Annotated in this window: 20 protein-coding genes; 13 read left to right on the top strand and 7 right to left on the bottom strand. The window is 62.8% G+C overall.

What is annotated here, in order from left to right; genetic code table 11:
- Positions 1–56: 56 nt before the first annotated feature.
- On the bottom strand, positions 57–1481 hold the full coding sequence (locus NCS58_RS21375) for a DUF2252 domain-containing protein (protein ID WP_061120427.1): 1425 nt from the start codon (positions 1479–1481) through the stop codon (positions 57–59).
- Between the two features lie 186 nt (positions 1482–1667).
- On the opposite strand from NCS58_RS21375, the gene NCS58_RS21380 reads away from it, so the two are divergent.
- On the top strand, positions 1668–2708 hold the full coding sequence (locus NCS58_RS21380) for a tyrosine-type recombinase/integrase (protein WP_061120428.1): 1041 nt from the start codon (positions 1668–1670) through the stop codon (positions 2706–2708).
- 24 nt (positions 2709–2732) lie between these two features.
- On the opposite strand, the gene NCS58_RS21385 is transcribed toward NCS58_RS21380, so the two are convergent.
- The gene (locus tag NCS58_RS21385) at positions 2733–3932 is read right to left on the bottom strand and encodes a DNA-binding protein (RefSeq protein ID WP_061120481.1); all 1200 of its coding nucleotides are present in this window, start codon (positions 3930–3932) and stop codon (positions 2733–2735) included.
- A gap of 1721 nt (positions 3933–5653) precedes the next feature.
- Here NCS58_RS21385 and NCS58_RS21390 point away from each other — a divergent pair.
- Positions 5654–7009 (top strand): replication initiation protein, encoded by a 1356-nt coding sequence (locus tag NCS58_RS21390; RefSeq protein ID WP_250538874.1) that lies wholly within the window; start codon positions 5654–5656, stop codon positions 7007–7009.
- A 107-nt stretch (positions 7010–7116) separates the two neighbouring features.
- On the opposite strand, the gene NCS58_RS21395 is transcribed toward NCS58_RS21390, so the two are convergent.
- Both NCS58_RS21395 and parA read right to left on the bottom strand, forming a co-directional pair.
- On the bottom strand, positions 7117–8181 hold the full coding sequence (locus tag NCS58_RS21395; RefSeq protein ID WP_061120430.1) for a ParB/RepB/Spo0J family partition protein: 1065 nt from the start codon (positions 8179–8181) through the stop codon (positions 7117–7119).
- Between the two features lie 24 nt (positions 8182–8205).
- Positions 8206–8868, bottom strand: a complete 663-nt coding sequence (parA, locus tag NCS58_RS21400) for a ParA family partition ATPase (RefSeq protein ID WP_250477536.1) — start codon at positions 8866–8868, stop codon at positions 8206–8208.
- Between the two features lie 280 nt (positions 8869–9148).
- Here parA and NCS58_RS21405 point away from each other — a divergent pair, with 280 nt between their 5' ends.
- Positions 9149–11575, top strand: coding sequence for a GNAT family N-acetyltransferase (locus NCS58_RS21405; RefSeq protein WP_061120432.1), 2427 nt, complete (start codon positions 9149–9151; stop codon positions 11573–11575).
- On the opposite strand, the gene NCS58_RS21410 is transcribed toward NCS58_RS21405, so the two are convergent.
- The gene (locus NCS58_RS21410) at positions 11572–12117 is read right to left on the bottom strand and encodes a hypothetical protein (RefSeq protein WP_061120433.1); all 546 of its coding nucleotides are present in this window, start codon (positions 12115–12117) and stop codon (positions 11572–11574) included. The two genes, NCS58_RS21405 and NCS58_RS21410, sit on opposite strands and share 4 nt — an antisense overlap.
- A 91-nt stretch (positions 12118–12208) precedes the next feature.
- Positions 12209–12985, bottom strand: coding sequence for an IclR family transcriptional regulator (locus tag NCS58_RS21415; protein WP_061120434.1), 777 nt, complete (start codon positions 12983–12985; stop codon positions 12209–12211).
- Positions 12986–13205: 220 nt separating this feature from the next.
- Here NCS58_RS21415 and NCS58_RS21420 point away from each other — a divergent pair, with 220 nt between their 5' ends.
- Genes NCS58_RS21420 through NCS58_RS21460 form a run of 9 tightly spaced genes read left to right on the top strand, consistent with a single transcriptional unit; the run spans position 13206 to position 21941 of the window.
- Positions 13206–14207 (top strand): sugar ABC transporter substrate-binding protein, encoded by a 1002-nt coding sequence (locus NCS58_RS21420; protein ID WP_061120435.1) that lies wholly within the window; start codon positions 13206–13208, stop codon positions 14205–14207.
- The gene (locus NCS58_RS21425) at positions 14204–15709 is read left to right on the top strand and encodes a sugar ABC transporter ATP-binding protein (protein ID WP_061120436.1); all 1506 of its coding nucleotides are present in this window, start codon (positions 14204–14206) and stop codon (positions 15707–15709) included. The genes NCS58_RS21420 and NCS58_RS21425 overlap by 4 nt, the downstream gene beginning before the upstream one ends.
- Positions 15699–16721: an ABC transporter permease gene (locus NCS58_RS21430; protein WP_250477538.1), complete on the top strand. Its 1023-nt coding sequence runs from the start codon at positions 15699–15701 to the stop codon at positions 16719–16721. Before NCS58_RS21425 ends, NCS58_RS21430 begins: the two co-directional genes overlap by 11 nt.
- An 11-nt stretch (positions 16722–16732) precedes the next feature.
- A complete protein-coding gene (locus tag NCS58_RS21435) occupies positions 16733–17050 on the top strand; it encodes a UxaA family hydrolase (protein ID WP_061120437.1) in 318 nt (105 codons plus the stop codon).
- A 9-nt stretch (positions 17051–17059) separates the two neighbouring features.
- Positions 17060–18352 (top strand): UxaA family hydrolase, encoded by a 1293-nt coding sequence (locus tag NCS58_RS21440; RefSeq protein ID WP_061120438.1) that lies wholly within the window; start codon positions 17060–17062, stop codon positions 18350–18352.
- Between the two features lie 22 nt (positions 18353–18374).
- Entirely contained in the window at positions 18375–19421 is a 1047-nt protein-coding gene (locus NCS58_RS21445; RefSeq protein ID WP_250477539.1) for an aldo/keto reductase, read from the top strand.
- Positions 19418–20254 carry an amidohydrolase gene (locus NCS58_RS21450; protein ID WP_250477540.1) on the top strand — a complete coding sequence of 279 codons (837 nt, stop codon included), beginning with the start codon at positions 19418–19420 and terminating at the stop codon, positions 20252–20254. The genes NCS58_RS21445 and NCS58_RS21450 overlap by 4 nt, the downstream gene beginning before the upstream one ends.
- A gap of 52 nt (positions 20255–20306) precedes the next feature.
- The gene (locus tag NCS58_RS21455) at positions 20307–21050 is read left to right on the top strand and encodes an SDR family oxidoreductase (protein ID WP_061120441.1); all 744 of its coding nucleotides are present in this window, start codon (positions 20307–20309) and stop codon (positions 21048–21050) included.
- A 42-nt stretch (positions 21051–21092) separates the two neighbouring features.
- A complete protein-coding gene (locus tag NCS58_RS21460; protein ID WP_061120442.1) occupies positions 21093–21941 on the top strand; it encodes an ureidoglycolate lyase in 849 nt (282 codons plus the stop codon).
- A gap of 77 nt (positions 21942–22018) precedes the next feature.
- On the opposite strand, the gene NCS58_RS21465 is transcribed toward NCS58_RS21460, so the two are convergent.
- Positions 22019–22459, bottom strand: a complete 441-nt coding sequence (locus NCS58_RS21465) for a PaaI family thioesterase (protein ID WP_061120443.1) — start codon at positions 22457–22459, stop codon at positions 22019–22021.
- Between the two features lie 269 nt (positions 22460–22728).
- Here NCS58_RS21465 and NCS58_RS21470 point away from each other — a divergent pair, with 269 nt between their 5' ends.
- A complete protein-coding gene (locus tag NCS58_RS21470; RefSeq protein WP_250477552.1) occupies positions 22729–24270 on the top strand; it encodes a methyl-accepting chemotaxis protein in 1542 nt (513 codons plus the stop codon).
- Positions 24271–24282 lie beyond the last annotated feature (12 nt).

Below are 24282 nucleotides of genomic sequence, written 5' to 3' on the forward strand. Positions count from 1 at the left end.
CGGGGACGCGGCGATGCCGACGTCCCCGGTTCCATCTCACCCGGCATCGAATAGCTTCAAGGCGCAAAGTCGGCCGACATGTCCGCATCGGAACGCGCTTCGAGCTTGCCGTTCCGACACGCGGCACGAAACACCTCGTAATCCTTCTCCACCTGATCCGCGTAGCTCCGCCCGTAACGCACCAGCACTTCGGCCATGCGATCGCTGTTGCCGAGATAGCCCGAAATGTCCGGCGCGCGTCCGCCTGCCTTCGCGTGCGCGCGGGCAAGTGCCCAGCCGCAAAGCGCGGCGTATTCGCGAAAGGCGTCGTCGCTCAGGTTTTCGAGTTCGGCGGAAATTTTCATGTCGCGCAACTGACGGATGTACAGCGTACGTCCGAGCGGCCCTGTCGCCCAGCCGAGGAACGGGTCCGTGGCCGCCTGCATCAGACGTTGACCATGAACGACGCGCTGTCCATCGTGCCCGGAATGGTCCACGTCTCTCGCGTGCTTCGCGTATCTCGCGACAACCGACGTCGATGCTTCCTTCATCTGCAAAAAAAGCGGTTTGTCGTGGTGGTCGGTTAGCAACAGGACGAAGCAACGCGTGCCGACACTGCCCACGCCTACCACCTTGAACGCGACGTCCTGCAGCGCGAATTGCGACAGCAGCCTCGCCCGCTCCGGCGTCAGCGTGGCCACGTACTTCAGCATGAGCGCCTCGAAAATCTCGTCGCGCCTGCCTTTCAGCGTCATCCAGCCATCGTTTTTGTCGATCAGCGTGCTCTTGCCCTGAATGTGGAATACGGCAGGCGGCGCATCGCGAATGCGCCAGGCGTCGCAGGTCCGTTCCGCGAGCTTCGGCAGCATCGTCTCGTGCGTGCGGCGCGACGCCCGGTCGATGCCGCGCTTGATGCGCCGCCGCGCGTCCTCGCTCTGCAGCGTGTCGTGCATGCGATCGAAAGTGATGCGCTCGTACCAGAGATCGAGCACGCTCATTTCGGCGTACTCGCGCAGATGCGTCTGATAGCTGCGCGCGGCGCGAAAAGCGAACTCGTCGGCGGCAAGATCTCCGTGGCCGAGATGCCGACCGGCGATCGTGAAGCTCGCAACGAGCCGTTTCAGATCCCATTCCCAGGGTCCGGGCGCGGTTTCGTCGAAGTCGTTGAGATCGAAGATGAGCGCGCGCTCCGGCGTCGCGAAGCCGCCGAAATTGGACAAATGACAGTCGCCGCAAATTTGAATCGCGATGCCGCTGTCCGGCGTGGTGGCCAAATCATGCGCCTGCAAAATGGCGCTCCCGCGATAGAAGGTGAACGGCGAAACCAGCATGCGGCCGTAGCGCAAAGGGATCAGCGCACGCACGCGGCCTTCGCTGCTTATCCGCAAGAGCTCGATCGGATCGCGGTCGATGTCGCCAATCGCCTCTTGTGCGCTTCGCGGCGTGCGCTCGCGCGCGGCGCGTCCCGTTGCACGGCGTTGCCGCCAGGATAGCTGGGGCATCACTCACTCCATTTTGCTCTTGTGCTTGCGGGCGGAAGGAAGCCGTATCGACGACAGTAGTGACCAAACGCACCGGCGGCAAGACAGTGTTCGACACTTTTGCGAACACCTCTGCTTGACGTTCCGCGCGTGAAGCCCGACCCTGTGCGCAGTGCAACACAGTGCGCAACGCGCCTTCCGAACACTATGCCGAACACTCCCGATCTTTTTGACCAACAGCGCGCCGACTGGCAGGCCGATCCGCACGCCGCTTTCGATGCATGGCTCGCCCAGCAGTCGTTCCGGGCGTCATCGGCGGATGTGTATCGCGCGCAGTGGGGCAACTTTCTCGAGTGGCTGGCCGCGAAGCGCGCGACGCTGCATACGGTGCAACGTCCCGTGATCGAGCAGTTCGTCGCGCAGCTGGACATCCGACGTCCGCAACGCATGCGCTATCTGAGGCTGATCGAGCGCGTGCTGGATCATGTGCGCGAGGTGGAATCGGCGGCGACGAATCCGGCGCGATTCATCGCTCAGGACGGCAACGCGGCATGGCGCAAAGCGCGCGACAACGAGCCGACCGGGTTTCTCACTCACGACGAGCGGGCGCTGCTCGTCGCGCATCTGTTTTCGCCTATGGGCGCGATGCCGGCCGGGCAGCGCTGGCGCGAGCGACGCGACCGGGCGCTGGTCGCCGTGTTTCTGGGCGGAGGCGTGAAAACGGGCGAAGCGGCGCAATTGACCGTCGACTGCTACGCGGCGGGCGCGCCGTATATCACCGTCGATGCGTCGAACCCGCTGTTGATCCGGCAAGCGCGGCTTGCGCCGTTCGCGGTCGAATTGCTCGACAACTGGATCAGCGAGCGCAAGACGGCAGATCTAGCGGGCGAGCTGCTGTTTCCGGCCGCGTCGTCCGGCCGCCACATGCACAAGGCGACTATGCTGCGCGCGATCGACGCTGTCGTGGCCGCGTCCGGCATCGCCGCATCACGCGTCGCGCGAGCGAGTCCGCAGACGCTGCGCAACACGTACGCGGCGGAACACTTCGAAGACGGAACGGACCCCGAACGCGTCGGGCAATGGCTCGGATTTCAGCAGACGATCTCCGTGCATCGGCTGCTCCGTGCATGGCAGGATTGGATGGGTGAGCAAATACGGGAGCGGGATCTCGCTCAGGCGCGCGTTAGCGGAACGCCCGGCGGGGATTTACACACAGCCGTCGACGATCCCGAAAACCCTCACCTTTGACCCGATACGCCCGCGAGACGGCTCTCACGATGCGCTGACACGCGCCGAGCGGATAAAGCCGTCGACAGCCGCGAGCTTGGATGACGCTGCACCCGATGTCCGCTCGCAGTTCGGGCAGGAGAGTTCGTATTCGTCTTCGTGGCGCTGAAGTTCCGGTTCGCCCGTTTCGCACGCCGGACAGGCGGGGGGCGCCACGACGTGCGCATCCACTTGCGTACCCAGTCTGGCGATTTCGACGGAACTCAGGCGACCCTCGGCCGCCAGCGACGCAATCAACGCACCGACTTCAGCGCTGGCCCCGGACTGGACACGCTGAGCGTCGCGCTCTCGAACGAGCGCATCGATTTCGTCGGACTGCGCCCGCACTTGCGATTCGAGCCGATCCGCGCGACTTCTTGCAGCGCTAAGTTGTTGAATGAAATCAAATTCCTTCTGGCCTGCTTCGCGCGCGCCTGCCTGATAAGTAGCTGCCATGCCGCGCAAGGAGTCGAGCTCGACCAGCATCGGGTGAACGCGTCGTTCAGCTTCCTTGATTGCGTCCTTGATCTGCTGGGCGTAGTGCTCGGTGTTCTGGCGCAATTCGGCTTGCAGTTCGTCGACCCGGTCGCGAAGCCGCGCAGCCGACTCTTGCTCCTGCTGCAGGCGCGCCGCCAGGGTCTCGTTTTCCTTTTCCCAACGCGCGATGACCTCGCGTAGACCGGCCTGAGCGCCCGATCCCTCATTGCGCAGCGCCTTCAGTTCGGCTTCCAGGGCGGCGATCTGTGCAGCGTTGGCTTCGGCGCGTGCCTCCGCACGCTGATGGGCCTGCTCGATCGCCTCGCGACGAATGTTGGCATCCCGAACCTGCGCCTGCGCGGCCTGGACGGCCGCGTTGAGACGAGCTTTGTCGTCGTCGAGAGCTGCGAGTGCGAGTTTTTGAGCCTCGTCATAGAGCGCCGCCAGCAGTTCGCCTGCGCGTTGCTGCAACACCTCCGGCATCGCGCCGGCGTCGATGCGCACGCGCAGCGCCGTGCGCAGGCCCGCCCAAAAGGCTTCGATATCTTTGGGAATGTCGCTCGCGCTGCCCGTCTGTGTGAGTTCGCGGACGGTGGTGACTGAAGGTCGTATGCCGAGGTCGAAGAAAAGCCGCTTGCACGCGTGCTGAGAAAGATCTTGCCGTCGGGCGCCTGCGGTACGCATCGCTTCGATTTCCTGACGCAAGATGTCGCGGGTGTGCTGATTCATGTCCGAGAATAAGCCGTTCAACATAACGATCATAACGTTTTACGTGTTGAACGTTATGAAAATGGTTTGTTGATCTGCACCAATGTCCCTGTCAGACCGCTTCCTGCCGTTTTAAGCATTCGAGCCGGCGTCGTCGAGGTTATTCGTGAAACATCCTGAGATTGTGGCTACAAGCCTATGATTTAGCAAGGGATTTACGATATATGCGTTTTCCGGGCGATGTTTCACGCGTTTTGTATCGCAGCTAGCGAAAGAGACTCAGTGGCGCTTGAGAGTATTAGAAGTAAACACCCTTGAACCTTGTTAACCCTGTTAACGCCGCGGTAAAGCCTTATCCCATAAGGCTTTGCGGTTGATCGGGTGAGATTGTACGGGAACTATGGTGAAGCTATTCGGGAGGGATCGGTGACGGGCTTCGGGACAGTCAGTGAGCACCTGCGGGAGGGATCGTGAGGGGATTCAGGGAGCGTGGTAAACATCTAGGTGAGCGCATTCGGGAGACTAATACCCTGTCGGCGTTGCTATACGTGAATCCTCTCATGCCCAGCAATTGGGGAAAGGTGAGGATTCTCGGGAGGCGGCTAGATGGGGTGTTAACTACATGTATGAAGTAATAATTCCCGACAGGTGAGCGTTTACAGGAAAGGTTCGGGAACGAAGGTGAGTCTTTTCGGGCGAATGTGCAACATTGCGCTGCTCCCTGGTGTAGTTTTGATCGAAGAGTGAGCTTTTTCGGGAGTAATGGACTGGCGGCCGGGGGTGTTGAGCCGCAAGACTGCCCCTCGCGACCGAAACTTTCAGGCTCGACGATGTAAGGTGAGCATTTTCGGGAAGAGACAGCGTAGTACTGGCGAACGTTCTGTAGGAAAAGTACCCAGTTTATGGTGAGGAAATCCGGGATGTCACTTTGTCGAGTTGGATGGAGAGCGAGCGCCGCCGCTTCGTCCTGATGTCGGAACTCCCGTGAAATCAGATAGATAGGCCGAGGCCCGCGTGGTTGTGATGAGGGATGGTGAGCAAATTCGGGAGCGGCTGGTACCGCTAGTTTTCTGTAGCACAGCGTCAAAAGGTGAGGCTTTGCGGGAGCCGGTGTCCGCATAGCCACGCAGTGAAAGCGAGATAGGTGCCCAAAAAGGCGCGTTTTTCCGACGGCGACTCGCAAAGGTGAGCCTTTGCAGGAGCCCGAGGCCGTGCTTTTTGGTTCTTGCGCGCGCTTCAAGACTCAGTCGGTGAGCATTTACGGGAGGTTATTCCGTTGTGCGGACGCCGGGATAGGGCCTCGGCGTACATATAACGTCCGGTCCACCCGACTCGAAGGTGAGAGTTTTCGGGACGTCTTGCTGGGCTGGACGCAGAGTGAAGAGCGTTAGCGCTGGATTTGCACCTCAACCGTCACAATCGCGTGCTAGTTCATGTTCAAGTGCCGGAATGTCTCTCGCGTACCACACCTCATAATGCGCCAAAAAAATCGCAGGTGAGTGTTTTCGGGACCTGCGTTCGGACGTTGCGGGCACTTCCAGAAATCCCCGCATTTCGTTTACCCGTGCGGGCAGTGCTTATATGAGATGAACCCGATTGGTGAGCGGTGAGCGTTTACAGGAGCGCACCGCAGTGAGTCGAATGATTCGGACCAACCTCACCCCTCTATGGTGAAGTCGCCCCTATAGACGCGGTTCACCCCGATGGGTATCCTTGCTCGCAATATCGATCCTGACCATCTCATGGCCACCAAGCGCGCAAAGAAGACCGACGTAGTCAGCCCGAGCTCGGCGGAATTGCGCAAGGCGGTCGAGGCTATTGCGATTCAACCGAAGAGCGGCAAGATCACGCTGCTCACCCGAAAGCTCTTCAATGTGCTCCTCGCAGTCGCTCAGCAGGCTGACGACGCTGGCGACACGTATCGCGCGCTGTTATCGGATATCGTCGCGAACTCTGCGTTCGACTCGAACGATACCGCACTTGTCAAAGAGCATTTGCGTCGCATGGTGTCGGTGCAGGTCGAGTGGAGTACCGGCACGTCGAGCCAGAAGCCCGGTCGGAAATGGGGCATTTCGACGCTGATCGCCGATGCGGAAATTCTCGAAGATCCGACAACACGTCGCGTATGGGTCGAATTCTCTTTCGCGCCCAAAATCAAAAAGAAGCTGCTGGATCCCGTCCAGTATGCGCGACTAAGCCTGCAGTTCCAAAGCCAACTGCGCAGCAGCGCTGGCCTTGCACTCTACGAAATCTGTGCTCGCTACTTGACCAATCCCAGTCATCTGACGATGCGCGAAACGTGGGAGTGGTGGCGGCCGATCCTTTCCGGTACGCCCGACACCGAAGCCGGCGACGAAGCCAAGCGCGAATACAAATACTTCAAGCGCGATTATCTGCGCCCCGCGATTGCCGAGGTGAATGCGGTAACCAACATCTTCGTCGAGTTGGTCGAACATCGTGAAGGGCGGCGGGTCGCTGAAATTCAGTTCCGCGTCACCGAGCGCAAGCAGCCGATGCTGGCGCTCGACGAACATCCGAACGTGTTCGACAGTACGCTCGTTGATCGGATGGTAAAGATTGGCATTCCATTGAAAGACGCGCAGACACTTTACGCAGACAGCGAGGAAAACCGCATCCGCGCGGCGCTCCAGATGACGGAGCAGCGCATGCGCAGCACAACCCTACCGCCGGTTCGCAGCGCAGCGGCTCTTTTTAAGGACGCGCTCAAGAAGGGCTATGCGCCGCCTGTAGAGGCACTGCCCCCCGCAACGAGCGGTACGGCGGTGCGCACGCCAGCGACCGCTTCTGCCGCCGACGATCTCAAGGCCCGCTTGCTGAGCGAGTTTTCGGCCTACCGCCGCAAGGAAGCGCGCGTGCTGTACGACGAGCAAGGTGAGGAAGAACGGGAGATCGCGCGCCAGTCTTTCGAGGAGGATGTGCTTCCGGGGCTGGGCACGCATATGCGCGACGATTGGCGCAAGCGCGGACTGGATTCCAAGCTCGCGGAGACATCCTTCTTCGACTGGTTGGCTCGAAAGACATGGGGCGAGCCTACGGATGGCGACTTGTTGGCATTTACGCTGAGTCAGTCGCGCTGACCGCTTCGCATGCACAGTGATGCCGCAGGCGCCGCTGCAATACTTTCAGAATGAATCGTGAGACAAGAACGGCCGCCGAAGAATCAGTTCCGCGGCCATTCACTGCGTTACTTTTCGGCGTCGGAAGGCTGAAGCATGAGCTCGATCTGATGCAGCAACGCATCGCGCTTGTCCCGCGACAAGCCCCGCAAACGCAGTTCAAGACGATCTTCACCGTATGACTTCAGATCGCCGACTGCGACGCCATCCAGCTTGATCTCGAGACGCTGCGCATAGCGCTGACGGCTCGGTGTCTTCGGTGTTTCTTGAGCGCTCGCACGACCTTTGACGATATCGGCGACCTGGCGGGTGCTCAGATCGTCCGACGTGATCTTGTTGATGAGCCGCAACGTCGCGTCGCTGCCGCGCGCCGCATGATAGCGGGCGATCTGATAAGCCATGTTCGAGCCGAACCGGTCCGGCCGCGCGACCATCTCGTGCATGACGTTCTCGGGAAGCTTCGCGATGGATAGCGCCACGGCGATTGTCGATTCATCCAGACCGAGATGGTCGGCCAGTTCGCGCTGACTCTGGAAGTGCTGCTCGTCGAGGAAGCGCCGCCAGACTACGGCGTTGTCGAACACGGTTTGTGAGTCGCGTTGAACGTTGAGGTCGTAACCCAGCTTGTAGCTCTGAATGCCAATCGGCAGGTCGACGACCACCGCCTTGACCGTTTCCTTGTTCGCCTCTTTGAGCGCCCGTACGCGGCGACCGCCATCGCTGACGAAAAACGTTCCCGGGCTTTCGTAGTCAGGGATGACGTGAATCGCCTGCTGTTGCCCCTGCTTCGCGAGATTGACGGCCAATTCCGCAATCGAGGTCTTGAGATAGAAATGGCGCGGATTGAACGGACTGGGTTTGATTGACTTGAGCGGCAGTTCGATCACTTGGCCCGTCGTATAACGGTTAGCGCGCCGCCACGCGCGATATTCATCGGACTCCGGTCCGGTATTCACGTCGGCGGGATCATCGGCGACGAAAGCGCTCGATCGGCCATTCGCGGCAGCCTGCCCCACGTGCTGAATGTCGACGATGCCATCGATTGCATTGAGACGATCGAGCGCCGTGCGCTTCTCACTGCTTGTCGAATCGGGGCGAGCCTTGAAGCCCTTTGCAAACTGAGACGGTTTCATTCAGGGTCCTTTATGCGCATAAAGTCAGGACAGCATGGCGAGGATCTCGTCCGCCACGGCGCGGATCTCCGCTGCCGCGAGACGCGACCCGCGATCGCTCATTTGAAGGACGGTCACACCGAGTGCCATCGCCTGCTTGTAGCACTCGCGCGTGGGGATTTGGGTTTTAAGCAAAGGAAAGCCGAGCTCTTCGAGCGCGACTTTGAGTTCGCGTGTGAGCATGCGCTTCTCTTCCGTCTTGTTGAGCAGGAAGACAGCGCGCAGATCTTCGTTCATCACCTGTGCTTGTTGGACGAGCTTAACCAGACCGACGCTTGACCAATAATCCGCAGGCGACGACGAAGTCGGAATCACGGCGACGCTCGCCGCGAGCAGCACGACGCCGGACACTTTCTCGGTGATCGACGGTGGGCAATCCACGACGATGATGTCGTAGTCGTTGACGAACTTCTTGATCTCGCGGTGGATCTGTCCTCCCGCTTCGGAGAGATTGACGACCGGAAACGGAATTCCGCTTGCGCCGTCCGATGCGGCGCTCGACCAATGTACCAAGGTGTTCTGACCATCCGCGTCGACCACCAGCACACGCTTCTTTTTTTCGTGAAAGGCCGCACCGAGATGCATCGCAATCGTGCTCTTGCCGACGCCACCCTTCTGCTGCGTGATCGCTATGATTTCCGCCGCCACATTTCGCTCCGGATTTTGAAGTTCGTTGAATTTTACATTGGCGTAGTTTTTTTTCCAGTGATAAACAGCAACAAAGCGGGTCGGTTAGCCATTCGGCCGAGGTTTATGCGCATAAAGTACGGCGCGCGGGACCGGTCCGACGCGGCCAAGTCGGTGAGACGGTCATCGGACTTTATGCGCATAAAGTCCGCCCCGGCGACGTTCGATCTCAGTCATCCTCCCCAAAACAAAATCGCCTATCCTAAGCGCTGTCACAACTGCCGCTCGTGCCGGAGCCGCCATGACCGTTCGCAATCTGGATATTCTTTTCGCGCCGAAGTCGATCGCTATCGTGGGGGCCTCGTCGCGTGCAGGGAGCGTCGGCGAGATGGTATGGGCGCGTATCCAATGCGCCGGATTCAAAGGTTCACTGTGGCCGGTCAACCCGAAGCACAAGTCGCTCGATGGCGAAACCGTGTATGCGGACGTCGATGCGTTGCCCGAAGCGCCGAACGTCGCCGTGCTGTGCACTCGACCGCACACATGGCCGGGGCTCGTCGAGCGCCTGGGCCGACGAGGAACGAAGGCCGTCGTAATCGTCGGCGAAGCAAAGCAACGTGGCGGTTCGTCGTCATTGCAAGACAAGCATCAATCGTCCGCCGCCGAGGCGGATGAATGGACCGGTCGAACCCTTGCAGCCGCGCGGCCTTTCCTCGTGCGGATCATCGGGCCTGGAAGTCTCGGTGTAGTCACGCCTGCGATCGGCGCGTGTCTCGGCGCGCCCGCATGCAGTGTGAAATCCGGTGGCGTTGCGTGGGTTTCCGGATCGAACGCGTTGACAAACGGCGTGCTGGGCTGGGCGCGCGCACGTGGGCTCGGCTTCTCGCGCATCGTCGCGCTTGGCGATGAAGCCGATGTCGATTCCGGCGACATCCTCGATTACCTCGCGAGCGATGCATCGACGCGTGCAATCCTGCTCGCGATAGAAACTGTCCGGTCGGCGCGCAAATTCATGTCCGCCGCGCGCGCCGCCGCGCGAAATAAGCCCGTGCTCGTGCTTCGCAACGGCCGTGACGATCCGTTCGATCGTCTTTACGGGGCGGCCTTCCGTCGCGCGGGACTCGTCCGCGTCGATTCACTCGACGATCTGCTCGACGAAATCGAAACGCTCGGCATTGGACGCGTGGCGGCGAGCGATGTCGCGACCGTCATCACGAGCGACCGCGGCGTCGCTACCCTCGCGCAGGACGCGTTCGGCGCCGCGGGCGATGACCTCGCTCATTGGCCGGCCGCCGCCCGCGATGCCGTGGCCGCCGCACTGCCTCGCGCCCGTGCGGGCAACCCGCTTCTCCTGGGCGACGATGCCACGCCCGCCGATTTCGGCGCCGCGCTCGAGGCGCTCGCGTCGCATCGCGAAACCGGCACCGTGTTCGTCGTGCATGCGCCGACGCATAGCGCGCCCGTCGCGGACGTCGCGCGCACATTGATCGCCGAGCGGCGTCACGCCTATCGCGGATTGCTGGCCTGCTTTTTCGGCTGCGTCGATTCGGCCACGCGCGACGAACTGCACGCGAACGGCATTCCGGTCCACACGACGCCGCATCGGCTCGCTCGCGGCTTCGCGCGCCTTGTCAATTTCCGGCAAGGCCGCGAGTTGTTGATGCAAACGCCCGACGGCCTCCCCGCCGATATCCCAGAAGATATCGATGCCGCGCAATGCGAAATCCGCAGCGCGCTCGAAAACGGCATCACCGAACTGAATGGCGAGCGGGCGGCGCGCGTGTTCGCTCGCTTCGGCATTACGGTGAAGCCAGGGCCGCCCGACTCGCTCACGAGCGATGCCGTCGAAATTCAGGCGCGGCTTCTCAACCATCGCGTGTTCGGTCCCGTGTTCGAGTTCAAGGCCGAAGGCGCACTTGGACTTGCCGACGCGCTTCACGAGTTCGCGTTGCCGCCGCTCAACCCCGTGCTCGCACGCGATCTCGTCATGCGCTCGCCGCGCTCGCGCGAACTCCCTGCCGAAACGCTGCTCAATGCGCTGACCGCGTTGTCGCAACTCGTTTGTTATATCGAGGAAGTCGTCGCGCTGCGGCTCACCTTGCGCGTGACGCGCGATTCGGTCGCGGTTCACGAACCGCAACTCACGCTTGGCGCGCATCGCAAGCCGCTTGCAATCGTGCCGTATCCGCGCTGCCTCGAAGAGACGCTCGACTGGCGCGGCATGCGCGTCACCGTGCGGCCGATTCGCCCCGAAGACGAAGAAGCGCACGCGGCCTTCGTCGCCGCCAATACCGCCGAAGATTTGCGTCTGCGTTTCTTCGGCGCTGTCCGCAGCTTCGATCACTCGCAACTCGCGCGCATGACGCAGATTGACTATGACCGCGAGATGGCGTTGATCGTCACGCGGGCGAACGGCGAAGGGACAGGCGAGACGCTCGGCGTCGCGCGCGCGATCGCCGATCCCGACAACGAGACCGCCGAGTTCGCCGTCGCCGCACGCTCGGATATGAAGGGGAAGGGATTGGGATCGCTGCTGCTGTCGCGCATCATCGACTACGTGAAACAGCGCGGCACGCGCTGGCTGGTCGGCGAAGCCTTGCGCGAGAACGCCGGCATGATCGCACTCGCGCGCAATAGCGGCTTCGAGCTGACGAAGACCGACGATCCGACCGTCGTCGGCTTCAGGATGCGGCTGTGCGATACGCCAGCACAGCCGCGCGCCGATTAGGCCGCCAGTTTCGCGAGCGCTTCGTCGATCTGGGCCCGCGACAGCGAAAGCTCGTCGAGCAATGCTTCGGCGTACGTACTTCCCGTTTCCTTTTCGAGTCGCGCGATTGTCAATGCGCAACGCGACGTGTCCTTCAATGTCGCGATGAACGGCTTGACCGATTGGCCCGATGTGAACGCGTCGAAAAGCGGCACGCGGATGTCCTCGGGCAGCGCGCGTGACGTCCACTGATATGGCTTGCCGTTGTGCGTCAGCTGGGGTGGCAGCGTGCGCTCCTTCTTTGCGGCGGGAATCAGGCCGAAGGTGCGCGCCGCATCGCCGATCTGCTCGGCCGGGAAAAGCTCGTCGGGCGTGATGTCGAACTGCGCGATATACGTTTCTATCGCCTGCATCGCGGCCGCGCGATCGTCGCGCGTTTTCTGCGCACGGGCGACGATTTCGCGGAGCTCATCGGCTTCGTCGGACGTGATCGTGAAGTTCGCCTGCTTTTGCTGAAGCTCGGTGAATCGGAGGAATTCGGTGTCGGAGAGGAGTTTCGCCATCGGGAATGCGTTGAATTGAACACGGCCGCACGCGATCGCGGCGCGCCGGCTTTTTGAGAGGGCCGCCATTCTAACGCGTCGAGCGCGCCAGTCAGTCGTGCATCATCGAAAGCGATGCCGCGGCGTCTTTCAACAATGCCGTGACGTCTTCGATCGACGGCGCCACGTATTCGTCGATACGTCGCATATACGGGCAGGTGAGGGCGGCGATCGCCTGGCCGGATGGCCCGAGCAGCGGAAACGTCACGTCCGTCACGCCGAAGGTCTGCTGACTGTCCTTCTTCGAGTAGCCGAGTTCGCAAATCCGCCGGTAATCGGCGTCGAGCACCGCGCGATCCAGCGCGAGCTCGCCTTTGACCTTGGTGTGCTCCGCAAGCATGTGCTCGCGCTGCTCCTCGGTCTGAAAAGCGAGCATCACGCGGCCCGAGCCGGTGTCGATCAAACCGACGCGCGAGCCGAGCCGCACCGAAATGCCCCAGGTGCCGGGTCCATCCACTTGCGCGATGACGAGCAGATTGCCGCGATCGTAGACGGCGAGATGCACCGACTGCTCGGCCGAGTCGGCGAATCGCTGCATCACCGGCAACGCTTCGGCGATCAGGCGGTTCATCGGCGGATGCCGATGCGCGAGCGCATAGAGCTTGAGGCTCAGCGAATAGCGATCGCCTTCGGGCGAGCGCACGACGTACTGCCGCGCGACGAGCCGCTCCAGCATCCGATACATCTCGCTCGCGTTGCGCCCGAGCATTTTCGTGATTTCCGCACGCGTCAGTCCCGACTTCTGCTCCGAAAGCAATTCGAGGATATCGAGCCCCTTGTCGAGAGCGGGCGCGCGATAGCGGTCGGCGTCGTTGTCTTCCACGTCCATGGGCAGTCTGGGTCGGTTCATGAATTCGCGCCGAGTTTAAGCCTTCTGTCAGTCGGCGAATACCGGCTAGGGAAATTACCGACCGGTTTCGCCGCGCATCGTCCTTGACTTCAATTTGTGCGTATATGAATAATACGTTCACTGATGAATAGATGCACCGGCAGTTTCCGAAGCCCCACGTAGCAGTCACGAAGAACCGCACAAATCAGGAGACAGACGCATGAGAATCACGAAGACACTCGCCGTCGCCATTGCGGCGGCGGGCACCATCGGCCTCGCGCACGCCACCGAGAGCGGCAAGGTCGGCCTCGGCCTGCCGCTGCTGACATCGCCGTTCTGGCAGTCGTACAACAACTACCTGCCGAAATATGCGAAAGAAATGGGCCTAGACATCCTCGCGCCCGTCAATTCGAACGGCGACCCCGCGCAGCAGATCACCGACATGAACAGCCTGCTGAATCTCGGCGCGAAGGGCATTGTCGTCGGACCGCTGGATTCGGCGGCGATCAGCCGGGCGCTCGATGCGTCGTCTGCGAAGAGCGTGCCGGTCGTCGCGGTGGACGTTGCGCCGACCCAGGGCAAGGTCGCGATGGTCGTGCGCGCCGACAACCGCGCGTACGGCACGAAGTCGTGCGAGTACATCGGCGAGCACGTGAAGTCGGGCAAGGTCGTGCAGATCATGGGTGATCTGGCATCGGTGAACGGCCGCGACCGGTCCGAGGCATTTCGCGAGTGCCTCAAGAAATATCCGTCGCTGAGTCTTCTGGAGATTCCGGCAGCATGGAAAGGCGACGCCGCCGCGACCGCGCTCGACAGCCTGCTGACTGCGAATCCCGACGTGAAGGCGATCTACATGCAGGCAGGCGGCGTCTATCTGTCGCCGACGCTCCAGACGCTGCGCCGCAAGCAACTGCTCGTCAAGGCGGGCGATCCGAAACACATTGTGATCGTGAGCAACGACGGCATCCCGCAGGAATACGATGCGATCCGCCGCGGCGAAATCGACGCGACCATCTCGCAGCCCGCCGATCTGTACGCGAAGTACGGCCTCTTCTATATCAAGGCGGCACTCGCCGGACAGACCTTCAAGCCCGGCCCGACGGATCACGGCAGCACGATCGTCCAGCGCGCGCCCGGCATTCTGGAAGATCAGTTGCCCGCGCCGCTCGTGACGAAAGCCAACGTCGACGACAAGTCCCTCTGGGGCAACAGCATCAAATGAGCGCGCCCGTGGTGGAAGCGCTTGGGCTGACCAAGCGTTACGGTTCGACGGCGGCGCTGTCGGACGTCACCATGCGCGTTTTGCCCGGCGAGTCGCATGCGCTCGTCGGGCGCAACGGCGCGGGCAAGTCGACGCTCGTCTCGATGATCACAGGCCTGCGCCGTCCCGACGCCGGCGAGATCCGCTTCGGCGGCGAGCCTGCGCCGCCCCTTGCGGACCGCGACGGATGGCGCGAGCGCGTCGCGTGCGTCTACCAGCATTCGACGATCATTCGCGACTTGTCGGTCGCCGAGAACCTGTTCATCAATCGCCAGCATCGGCGCGGCGGCGTGATCGACTGGCGCACGATGCGTCGCGACGCGCGCGCATTGCTCGATCACTGGAAGATCGACGTGCGCGAAGACGCGCGCGCAGGCGACCTGACCGTCGAGGCGCGGCAACTGGTCGAGATCGCGCGGGCGCTGTCGTATGGCGCGCGCTTCATCATCCTCGACGAGCCGACTGCACAACTGGACGGCGACGAGATCAAGCGTCTCTTCAGGCGTATCGAAGAGTTGCAGACAGAAGGTGTCACTTTCCTGTTCATTTCCCATCACTTGCAGGAGGTGTACGAAATCTGTCAGGCGGTGACCGTATTGCGCGATGCGCGGCATATCGTCAGCGCACCGGTTTCGGCGCTGCCGCGCGACAAGCTGATCGAAGCGATGACGGGCGAACAAGGCGGTCTCGCCGTCGCCGATGCGGCGGCGCGCGCGCCTTTGCCCGCGGACGCATCGATCGCGCTTGCCGTGTCCCGCCTGTGCGGAGATGACTACGACGACGTCAGCTTCGACGTGCGACGCGGCGAAGTCATCGGACTGACGGGCGCGACGACGAGCGGTCGCACGAGCGTTGCGGAAGCCATCGCCGGATTGAAGGCGCAGCGCAGCGGCACGATTGCGGTCGACGGCCGCGCGCTCACGCCCGGCGACGTGCCCGATGCATTGGCGAACGGCGTCGGCTGCGTGCCGAAGGACCGGCATCGCGAGGGTCTCGTGCTCACCCAGTCCGTCGCGGAGAACGCGTCGATGACGATCGCGCGCACGCTCGGGCGCTTCGGCATCGCGTCGCCGGCGAAGAAGAACGCGTTCGGGCGCCGCATGATCGCGGCGCTCGGTATCAAGACGCAAGGGCCGGAGCATGTCGTGTCCGGCCTGTCCGGGGGCAATCAGCAAAAGGTGGTGATGGCGCGCGCGCTCGCGACCGATCCGGACGTGCTCGTGCTCATCGATCCGACCGCGGGCGTCGACGTGAAATCGAAGGAAGCGCTGCTCGGCGTCGTCGAACGCGTGCGCGAGGAAGGCAAGGCGGTGCTCGTCGTCTCCGGCGAACTCGACGACCTGCGCACCTGCGACCGCGTCCTCGTGATGTTCCGTGGCGCGATCGCGGCCGAATTTCCTGCCGGATGGCAGGACCATGAACTCATCGCATCCGTCGAAGGAGTGAGTCTCCATGAAGCATGACGTTTCCAGTCCCGCGATGGCCGGCGTGCCGATGCAACGCCAGCGCCCGCGCATCGAGCTCGCGCGGTTCCGCGATCTCGCGCTGCTGCCCGCGCTCGCGTTGCTGCTCGCGATCGGCGCGTTCGTCAGCCCGAGCTTTCTGACGCAGGCGAATCTGATCAGCATCCTCGGCGCGTCGGCAGCGCTCGCGCTCGTCGTGCTCGCCGAATCGCTGATCGTGCTGACGGGCAAGTTCGATTTATCGCTCGAGTCGACGGTCGGCATCGCGCCCGCCGTCGGCGCGATGCTCGTGATGCCCGCGGCGTCGGCGGGCTTCGGTCTCGAGTGGCCGGTTGCGGCGGGTCTCGCGGCGATCGTGGTCGTGGGCGCGCTGATCGGCTTCGTCAACGGCTTTCTGGTCGTGCGGCTGCGCCTGAACGCGTTCATCGTCACCCTTGCGATGCTGATCGTGCTGCGCGGGATGCTCGTCGGCGCGACGAAGGGCGGCACGCTCTTCGACATGCCGCCGTCGTTCTTCACGCTCGCAACGACGCTCGTGCTCGGCCTGCCGATTTCCGTGTGGCTCGCGGCGGCGGCGTTCGCGGCGGCCGCGTTCATGCTGCGCTATCACCGGCTCGGGCGCGCGCTGTATGCCATCGGCGGCAATCCGGAAGCGGCGCGTGCGGCGGGCATTCGTGTCGAGCGCATCACGTGGGGCGTGTTCATTCTGGGCAGTGTGCTCGCATCGATCGGCGGTCTGGTCGTCACGGGCTATGTCGGCGCGATCAATGCGAATCAGGGCAACGGCATGATCTTCACGGTATTCGCCGCGGCGGTGATCGGCGGCATCTCGCTCGATGGCGGCAAGGGCACGATGCTCGGCGCGCTGTCAGGCGTTTTGCTGTTGGGCGTCGTGCAAAACCTCCTGACACTTGCGCAAGTTCCTTCGTTCTGGATTCAGGCGATCTACGGCGCGATCATTCTCGGCTCGCTGATGGTGGCGCGAATCGCGGGTGGCGACACGCAAACTTGAGATATCGAACGATGCAAAAGACAACCGACCCGCGCCTCATCCTGCTGAGCCCGGAAGACAACTGCCTGATCGCCGCCGCGCGCTTGCCCGCAGGCGAAACGTTGATGATCGAAGGCGAGTCCGTCACGCTCGCGACGACCATCGAGCTTGCGCACAAGGTCGCGCGGCGGGCGCTGTCGAAGGACGAGAAGGTACTGCGCTACGGCGCGATCATCGGTCATGTGAATGCGGATGTCGCATGCGGCGAGCATCTGCATACGCACAATCTGGAAAGCGACTACATCCCGACGTACACGCACGATGCCGGGCACGCCTACGTACAGCACTAAAGAACACTCATGAACAGTCCAGCACTGCAAGGCTATCTGCGCGCGGATGGCAGGAAGGGCATCCGCAATGTCGTCGCGGTGGCGTATCTCGTCGAGTGCGCGCATCACGTCGCGCGTGAGATCGTCGCGCACTTCCGTCCATCGTTCGATGACTTCGATTCCTTCGACCCGCAGGCCGGGTCGCCCGTGCATCTGATCGGCTTTCCGGGCTGCTACCCGAACAGCTACGCCGAAAAGATGCTGGAGCGCATCTGCACGCACCCGAACGTCGGCGCAGTGCTGTTCGTGTCGCTCGGTTGCGAGAGCATGAACAAGCACTATCTCGCCGATGTCGTGCGCGCGAGCGGCCGCCCCGCCGCCGTGCTGACGATCCAGGAAAAAGGCGGCACGCGCAGCACGATCCAGAACGGGCTCGACTGGGTGCGCGAGGCGCGTGCGACGCTCGCGGCGCAACGGAAGGTGCCGATGGCGCTCGACGAACTGATCGTCGGCACGATATGCGGCGGTTCGGACGGCACGAGCGGCATCACGGCGAATCCTGCGGTGGGCCGCGCATTCGATGCGTTCATTGACGCGGGCGCGTCGTGCGTCTTCGAGGAAACGGGCGAGCTCGTCGGCTGCGAATTCCATATGAAGCGGCGGGCGGCGCGGCCCGAACTCGGCGACGCCATCGTGGATTGCGTGCAGAAGGCCGCGCGCTATTACACGACGATGGGTCACGGCTCGTTCTCCGTCGGCAACGCGGACGGCGGGCTGACGACGCAGGAAGAGAAATCGCTCGGCGCGTATTCGAAGAGCGGCGCGTCGCCGATCGTCGGCATCATCAAGCCGGGCGATGTGCCGCCGACGAGCGGGCTCTATCTGCTCGATGTCGTCCCCGATGGCGAACCGCGCTTCGGCTTTCCCAATATCAGCGACAACGCGGAGATCGGCGAGCTGATCGCGTGCGGTTGTCACGTCATCCTCTTCACGACCGGGCGCGGCTCGGTGGTCGGCTCGGCGATATCGCCGGTCATCAAGGTCTGCGCGAATCCGTCGACGTATCGCAACCTGTCCGGCGACATGGATGTCGATGCCGGCCGCATCCTCGAAGGCCGCGCGACGCTCGACGAAGTGGGGCGCGAAATCGTCGATGTCACTGTCGCGGTCGCGGCGGGTGCGGCGTCGAAGTCGGAAGCGCTCGGGCATCAGGAATTCATCCTGACTTACAAATCCTTCGAACCGGTCGGACCCGCGTGTTTGCCCGGCGGCGCGGGACGCGTTACTGTGGTGCCTCGCGCCGTGGAGAGCGTTTCAAACTGAACGTATCGACTGGGGGTCGCACATGACAGGAGACACGCAGGCCGTTTCGCGCCGGCGCAAAATCGGCCGCACGGCGCTGGAAGTCACGGCGCTGTCGCTCGGCACCGCGCCGCTCGGCGGGCTGTATCACGAACTGACGGAAGACGAGGCGCGCGCGACCGTCGATGCCGCCTGGGAAGCAGGCATCCGCTGCTTCGATACCGCGCCGCACTACGGTCACACGAAGGCGGAGCATCGTCTGGGCGATGCCTTGCGGCGTTATCCACGCGGCGACTTCGTCCTCTCGACCAAGGTCGGCCGGCGCTTCGTCCCGCGCACGACAGCCTACGACGGCAGCGAAGGCTGGGCCGCGCCGCTGCCCTTCGAAGCGATCTACGACTACACCTACGACGGCATCGTCCGCTCGTTCGAAGACAGCCAGATGCGGCTCGGCATGGTCGATATCGACATCGTGCTGATTCACGACATCGGCCGCGTTACGCATGGCGAGAAGAACGCGCATTACTGGAAGCAGCTTACCGATGAAGGCGGTTTTCGCGCGCTCGAAGAGTTGAAGCAGTCGCGCGGCGTGAAAGCCGTAGGCCTCGGCGTGAACGAAGGCGCGGCGGTAATGGAAGCGATGGCCGAATTCGATATCGACTGCGCATTGCTCGCGGGCCGCTACACGCTGCTTGAACAAAACACGCTCGACGATCTTCTGCCCGAGTGCGAAAAACGCGGCGTGAGCATCCTGCTCGGTGGCGCGTTCAATTCGGGCATTCTCGCGCGCGGTCTCGATGCCAACGCGCACGGCGATCTCAAGTTCAATTACGGCGATGCGCCCAAGGACATTGTCGAGCGTGTCGGCAAGCTGGAGCGCGTATGCCGTGCGCATGGCGTTGCGCTGGCGACCGCGGCCATCCAGTTTCCTTATGCGCATAAAGTCGTCGCCACGGTGCTGATGGGGGCGCGCACGCCGGATGAAGTGCGCGAAAACGCGGCATCGTTCGCGACGCCGGTTCCGTCCGCGCTATGGGACGCGTTGCGCGCCGAAGGTCTGCTGCACGCGAACGCGCCGGTGCCGCGATGAATGTCGACGCACATCAGCATTACTGGGATCCATCGCGCGGTGACTACGGATGGCTCACGCCGGACATGAAGCCGCTCTATCGCGTATTCGGTCCGGACGATCTCGCGCCGCTTCGCGAGTCGGTCGGCGTTCAACGAACGGTCGTCGTTCAGGCCGCGCCGACGCTCGACGAAACGCGCTATTTGCTCGAACTCGCGCGCAATGAAGAGTCGATCGCGGGCGTCGTCGGCTGGGTTCCGCTCGATTCGCCCGATGCAGCGAAGTTCATCGACGAATTCGCGCAAGAGCCGAAGTTCAAGGGCGTGCGCCCGATGCTGCAGGACTTGCCCGACGATACGTGGATCGCACACGCGCCGCGCGAGGACGCGATCGGCCGTCTCATCGACCTCGATCTGGCCTTCGATGCGTTGATCTTCGCGCGGCATGTGCCCTCGTTGATCGAATTCGTGGAGCGATATCCGACCTTGCGCATCGTGGTCGATCACGGCGCCAAACCGCCGATCCGCGATGGTCTCGCATCCGGCTGGCAACCCTGGGCCGACGGCATCGCGCAACTCGCCGCGTTGCGGCAAAGACTTCATTGCAAGCTCTCGGGCCTGGCGACCGAATCCGGCGAAAACTGGACCGACGAAACATTGAAGCCCTACGTCGCACATCTTCTCCGGCATTTCGGTCCCGAGCGCCTGATGTGGGGCAGCGACTGGCCCGTGCTCGACATGAATGGCAGTTACACTGCATGGCACAGCACGGCCCAAAACCTCACGTCACATCTCGAAAAAGCCGAGCAAGCCGCGATTTTCGGCGCGAACGCTCGCGCGTTCTACCGTCTCTGAAACGGCTGATATACCCGGCATGTCTCAAAAACACTTTCGACTGGAGTAGTGGATGGTACAAAGACTGGCAGGCAAGACGGCGCTGATCACGGCGGCGGGACAAGGCATCGGGCTCGCGACGGCCGAGCTTTTCGCGGCAGAGGGCGCGCGCGTGATCGCCACGGATATCCGCACGGGATCGCTCGAAGGAAAGCCTTTCGACGTGCGCACGCTCGACGTGCGCGACCCGCAGGCGATCAACGCGCTGGCCGATGAAATCGGCGCGATCGACGTGCTTTTCAACTGCGCGGGCTACGTGCACGCTGGATCGATTCTCGAAGCGAGCGAGGAAGACTGGGACTTCGCCTTCGACCTGAACGCCAGGGCGATGTATCGGACGATTCGCGCGTTCCTGCCGAAGATGCTGGAAAAGGGCGGCGGCTCGATCATCAACATGTCGTCGGCGGCGTCGAGCGTGAAGGGCGTGCCCAACCGCTTCGTGTATGGTGCGTCGAAGGCGGCCGTGATCGGGCTGACGAAGTCCGTCGCCGCCGATTTCGTCACGCGTGGCATCCGCTGCAATGCGATCTGTCCCGGCACGGTGGAATCGCCGTCGCTGAAGGACCGCATCGCGGAGCAGGCGAAGGCGCAGGGCGCGAGCGTCGATCAGGTCCATGCGGCGTTCGTCGCGCGCCAGCCGATGGGGCGCGTCGGCCGTGCCGAAGAAATCGCGGCACTTGCGCTTTATCTTGGATCGGACGAATCGTCGTTCACGACGGGCCAGATTCATGTCATCGATGGCGGCTGGTCGAACTGACCGGCCCCTCATTCTTTTTCCGAACCAGAAGGATCAAACCAGATGAAACTGCTTCGTTACGGCCCCAAGGGTCAGGAAAAACCGGGTTTGCTGGACGCCGAGGGCAAGATTCGCGACCTGTCGAAGGTCGTCGATGACATCGCCGGCGCGACGCTGACCGAAGCGGGCCTGGCGAAACTGCGCGCGGCCGATATCGCGTCGCTGCCCGCAGTCGACGGCAATCCGCGCATCGGGCCGTGTGTCGGGCGCATCGGCAAGTTCGTGTGCATCGGGCTCAACTATGCGGATCACGCCGCCGAATCGAATCTGCCCGTGCCGACCGAGCCGGTCATCTTCAACAAGTGGACGAGCGCGATCAGCGGTCCGAACGACGACGTGGAAATTCCGCGCAACTCGGTCAAGACCGACTGGGAAGTCGAGCTGGGCGTGGTGATCGGCAAGGAAGCGAAGTACGTCGACGAAGCGAACGCGCTCGATTACGTCGCGGGCTACTGCGTCATCAACGACGTCTCCGAGCGCGAATGGCAACTCGAGCACGGCACGCAGTGGGACAAGGGCAAGGGCTTCGACACATTCGGCCCGATCGGCCCGTGGCTCGTCACGAAGGACGAAGTCGCCGATCCGCAGAAGCTCGATCTGTGGCTCGAGGTCGACGGCAAGCGCTATCAGAACGGCAACACGAAGACAATGGTCTTCACGGTCGCGCAACTCGTCGCGTATCTGTCGAAGGTGATGAGCCTGCAGCCGGGCGATGTCATTTCGACGGGCACGCCGCCGGGCGTCGGCATGGGCGTGAAGCCGGAAGCGGTGTATCTGAAGGCCGGCCAGACGATGCGTCTGGGCATTCAGGGCCTCGGCGAGCAGACGCAGAAGACCGTCGCGGCGCAGTGACGCGCACGCGCAGCCAACAAAAAACCTCGCCGCGGCGAGGTTTTTTGCTTTGAAGGACGGAGATTGAGATTGAAGGTTCAGGCGTGATAAACCGGCTCGGCGGAGACGCTTTCGCCGATGCGCGTGATCGTGCCCTGCGCGACCGCGACGAGCCGCTCGGCGCCGCCATCGGTGACGAACACGTCGCACTGGCAGGTGGCCTGCGTCATCCCGGCATGGACGACGCGGGCACGCGCCATCAGCGTGCCGGAGACGGCCGGCCGCAGATAGTTGATCTTGTATTCGCCGGTGACGACCTTCGGCCCGAGCCGCAGCGCGCCCGCGAAGGTCAGTGCGTTGTCGACGAGATAACTGACCACCCCTCCGTGCACGAAGCCGTGTTGTTGCCTGAGCTCGTCCCTGATCGTCAGGCACAGCGTGAGACTCGCTGAATCGACCTGCATCAGCTTGGTTCCGAGCAAGGCGCTGAACGGTTGCGCATTCAGCGCACCGCGCGCGATATCGACTATTTCGGCCATTCGGACACTCCTTGGGTGGGTTCGGTGCCGTCCTGCAAAGACAATAGGAAGCGTTCGCGCGCACTGCAAGGAAGTCAGGCAAAAATTGTGCAATGGTGCGTTTCGGCTCGCAGACGCGTCCCGCCGATGCAGTCGCGAAAGCGGCGCGAAGCCTGCATTCGCGTAGATCAGCCTTTTGGCAAACGATTCAAGCTTTCCGGCGCGAATGCCGTAAACCCGCACTGTCCCCGCGTCGGCGGGCCTAATTTCGGAAAGTGTGGGTGCAAGTGATGTTCGGAAAGATCAAGGTTTCATCGGGTTTGCTCGCAGTTCTGGTGGTGTTCTGTCTTTTTCAACTGGTGACCGAAGGGCTCGGTTTCTGGTCCCTCTCGCGCACGCATGACGACGTCGGCAGCCTGTCCGATATCGCTCTCAAGCAGGTGAACGCGGTCAACAAGACCACCCAGCATCTGATGGACGCGCGCATCAACCTTTCGCGCGCGGGAACGCGCATGGTGCGCGGCGGCACCGAGCCGACCGAGATCGTTCAGCACGCGCGCGAGCAGATCGCGGCGGCGGACAAGTCGTTCGCGGCGTTCCTGAACGCGCCGAAGACCGGCGAGGAGAACGCGGCGCGCACGACCGCGTTGCAGGCGAAATACGCCGAGTATTCGAAGGCTTTGAGCGAGCTCGTGCAGTATCTCGACGCCGGCAATCTCCAGGCGTTCCTCGATCAGCCGACGCAAGGTTTCCAGGACCGCTATCTCGCGGAACAGCAGAACTTCGTCAATTTCGGCGATGAAGCGGGCCGCGGCTATCTCGCGTCGATCGACACGCGTTACGCGTGGTTCCGCGCGGTGGGCATCGTGATTCTCGCGGCGCTCGTCGCCGGGATCGCACTCGTGCACGTCGCGCTGCGCCGTGGCGTGATTCAGCCGCTGGAGGAAGCCGGCAGGCATTTCGAGCGCATCGCGAACGGGCGTCTGGATGAGCGCATCGAAGATCGCGGCACGAACGAGATCGGCCGTCTGTTCGCGGGACTCGCGACCATGCAGGCAAGCGTCGCGAGCACCGTGAAGACCGTGCGCGCGACATCCGATTCGATCAATCTCGGCGCCGATGAAATCGCGAGCGGCAACGCGGATCTGTCCGCGCGCACGGAGAATCAGGCGGCCTCGCTCGAAGAAACCGCATCGAGCATGGAAGAACTGACCGCGACGGTGCGTCAGAATGCCGAGCACGCGCGCGAGGCGAACACCCTCGCGGGCGAAGCGCTCGACGCGACCTCGCGCGGTTCGAGCGTCGTGGACGATGTCGTCGAGAAGATGCGCGGCATCGCGTCGAGTTCGGACAAGATCGCGGAGATCATTTCGGTCATCGACGGCATTGCGTTCCAGACCAACATTCTCGCGCTGAATGCGGCTGTCGAGGCCGCGCGCGCTGGCGAGCAGGGGCGCGGCTTCGCGGTCGTGGCGGGCGAAGTGCGCGGGCTCGCGCAGCGCTCGGCGCAATCGGCGAAGGAGATCAAGGAACTGATCGGCGAGTCGGTCGCGCAGGTGAGCGACGGCTCCGTGCTCGTCGAGCGCGCGGGCCAGGCGATGCACGAAGTATCGGCGTCGATTTCTCGCGTCACGCAGATGATGGCGGAGATCAGCGCCTCTTCGCTCGAGCAGAGCGTGGGCATCGAGCAGGTCAATCAGGCCGTCACGCAGATGGACGAAATGACCCAGCAGAACGCGGCGCTCGTCGAACAGGCCGCGGCTGCCGCGTCGTCGCTGCACGAGCAGACGCGGCAGTTGAAGGCGGCTGTGTCGGTGTTCCAGCTCGCCTGAGTCAGGGCCGGG

It is taken from the genome of Caballeronia sp. INML3B (assembly GCF_023631305.1).
Classification (GTDB): Bacteria; Pseudomonadota; Gammaproteobacteria; order Burkholderiales; family Burkholderiaceae; genus Caballeronia; species Caballeronia turbans.